Below are 2,249 nucleotides of genomic sequence, written 5' to 3'. Positions count from 1 at the left end.
GTGGGGATGGGGAAGCAGCTGCGGAAGTATGGATGGATGGGGCTCCTCGCGAGCGTGCTGGTGACGGGCTGTGACGACGCCCCGAGCGCCAATCGCCACGAGGACTCGTGCGCGGAGCCGGTGTCGCTGCGCGTGGAGGTGCTGTCCTCGGATGGGGCGCACATCCAGGGCGCCACCGTGACGGCCACGAATCTTGAAAGCAACGTCAGCATCACCGGCGTGACGGATGACCGGGGCGTCACCACGGCCATCAACGAGACGCTCGCGCCCAGCGCCATCCGCGTGATGGCCACCGCGGGCTCGCACGTGTCGCCTGCGCAGCACGTGGAGTGGACGTGCGACGCGTGCCACTGCACGCCCGTTCCCGAGACCATCACCCTCGAGCTGCGGGACTGACCTCGAAGACAGGCTCCGAGGGCTCCGGCGGCGGGAAATCCGCCGTCCCGGCCCGTCGAAGGGTTGTGTTGACCCGCTTGCGTGCGGTACGGATTGCGCCATGCGTCATACCTGCATGCGCGCCTCCGCTCCGGTCAGGCATCCCTTGCGCCAGGTCGCCCGCTCGGTGGGCCTGACGACGGGACTTCGGATGTGTTGTCGCGGCACTGGTGTTCCCCCGCTCCAGTAAGCCGTGCATCCGCGCTACCCGCCGGGTAGGCAATACCGAAGGTCCCCCATGCCAGCAGACAGTGTGGAAACGCTGCTCCGGTGCTCGGTCTCCGAGCTGACGGAGCGCTTCGTCGCCCAGGCCCATCCCGTCCCCCAGGGGATGCTGGAGGCGCTGGAGGCAGACCCCCGCCAGGGTGCGCAGGGGCTCGCGAAGAAGCTTCGCTCCCGTCAGGAGAAGAACCGGGCGGAGGGCCAGCGGCTGCGGCACCTGCTCAAGTTCGAGACGGAGTTGTGGGAGCAGGGGCTGCTCAAGGTCGCGGGCGTGGACGAGGCGGGCATGGCGCCGCTCGCGGGCCCCGTCGTCGCGGCCGCGGCCATCCTGCCGAGGGGCTACCGGCTCCGGGGGCTGGACGACTCGAAGAAGATATTGGACCCGGACAAACGCGAGGCCCTGGCGGAGGCCCTCAAGCGCGACGTGGTGGCGTGGGCGGTGGGCCAGGCGGAGGTGGAGGAGATTGATCAGCTCAACATCTACCACGCGGGCCTGCTGGCGATGCGCCGCGCGGTGGAGGGGCTGGGCGTGACGCCGGACTACGTGCTGGTGGACGCGCGCACCATCCCCCAGTGCGCGGCGCCGCAGCGGGGCATCATCAAGGGCGACTCGCTGTCGTTGAGCATCGCGGCGGCCTCCGTGCTGGCGAAGACGACGCGCGACCGCCTGATGACCGGGCTGGACGCGCGCTATCCGGGCTACGGCCTGGCGGCCCACAAGGGCTACCCCACCGCGCAGCACGTGGCGGCGATCCAGACCCTGGGGGTGCTGCCCATCCACCGACGGAGCTTCGGACCGGTGCGCGAGGCGCTCGGACTGGGGCAGCCCGCCGAGCCGGTTCCGATGCAGGCGGAGCTGTTCGCCGCTACTCCCTCTCCCATGGCGAAGCGATGAGCGCGGACCGGGACATCGACGGGTGGTTGGCCGAGCGGGGCGTCACGCTGATGGACGCGCGCATGCGGGCGCGGGGCGTGCTGGAGGAGGCGGGGCTCACGCGGCCGGGCAAGGCGCGCATGAGCGAGCCCAAGCTGATGCGCGCGGCCGAGGTGCTGGCCGAGCGCTTCTTCCAGGTGTGTGCCGACCCTGCCTGCCTCCAGGTGGCGACCGCGAGCGGCCGTGAGCCTTTACGGGTCGAGCCCCGGAGCCACTGTGCCCGGTGCGGCGGATCCGCGAACCGGCGCGCGGAGGTGGCGTTCCTGGAGGTGTGCCGCAACCTGGACGTCCACCGCGTGGTGGTGGTGGGTGGCTCGCCCGCGGTGCGTGAGGAATTGGAATCAAAGCTGGGCAATCACATCCACCTGCGCATGGTGGACGGCACCGAGCGGCGCACGTCGGACCGCGCGAAGAGCGACCTGGAGTGGGCGGACCTGGTGCTGGTGTGGGGCGCCACGGAATTGCACCACAAGGTGTCTGGCCATTACACGCACGGCCCGCCGGCGCATCACCACAAAGTGGTGCACGTGGTGCGGCGGGGTGTGGCCGCGCTGCTGGATGAGGCGATGATCCATCTGCAGCGCGCTGCGGTGCGCTGAGCGGTGCCTTGACGGCGGCGGGTTCGATCGCCCCCTGAAAGGGGCTGCGCCGCCTGTCC

General features: G+C 70.7%; 3 protein-coding genes. All 3 read left to right on the top strand.

Going from position 1 to position 2,249, the window contains the following annotated elements:
• The first annotated feature begins 6 nt into the window (after positions 1–6).
• Positions 7–396 (top strand): carboxypeptidase-like regulatory domain-containing protein, encoded by a 390-nt coding sequence (locus tag D7V93_RS42065; protein ID WP_244237831.1) that lies wholly within the window; start codon positions 7–9, stop codon positions 394–396.
• Between the two features lie 277 nt (positions 397–673).
• Positions 674–1,552, top strand: coding sequence for a ribonuclease HII (gene rnhB, locus D7V93_RS42060; RefSeq protein ID WP_120648570.1), 879 nt, complete (start codon positions 674–676; stop codon positions 1,550–1,552).
• On the top strand, positions 1,549–2,190 hold the full coding sequence (locus D7V93_RS42055; RefSeq protein WP_120648569.1) for a hypothetical protein: 642 nt from the start codon (positions 1,549–1,551) through the stop codon (positions 2,188–2,190). Before rnhB ends, D7V93_RS42055 begins: the two co-directional genes overlap by 4 nt.
• Positions 2,191–2,249: the final 59 nt, after the last annotated feature.

The sequence above is a fragment of the Corallococcus llansteffanensis genome, from assembly GCF_003612055.1.
In the GTDB taxonomy this organism is placed as follows: Bacteria; Myxococcota; Myxococcia; order Myxococcales; family Myxococcaceae; genus Corallococcus; species Corallococcus llansteffanensis.
This window is presented reverse-complemented; position numbering and strand designations above follow the sequence as displayed.

Excerpts from the sequence above, each read along its gene's own strand:
- D7V93_RS42055 (WP_120648569.1), top strand. The coding sequence starts at position 1,549 with ATGAGCGCGGACCGGGACATCGACGGGTGGTTGGCCGAGCGGGGCGTC.
- rnhB (WP_120648570.1), top strand. The coding sequence starts at position 674 with ATGCCAGCAGACAGTGTGGAAACGCTGCTCCGGTGCTCGGTCTCCGAG.
- D7V93_RS42065 (WP_244237831.1), top strand. The coding sequence starts at position 7 with ATGGGGAAGCAGCTGCGGAAGTATGGATGGATGGGGCTCCTCGCGAGC.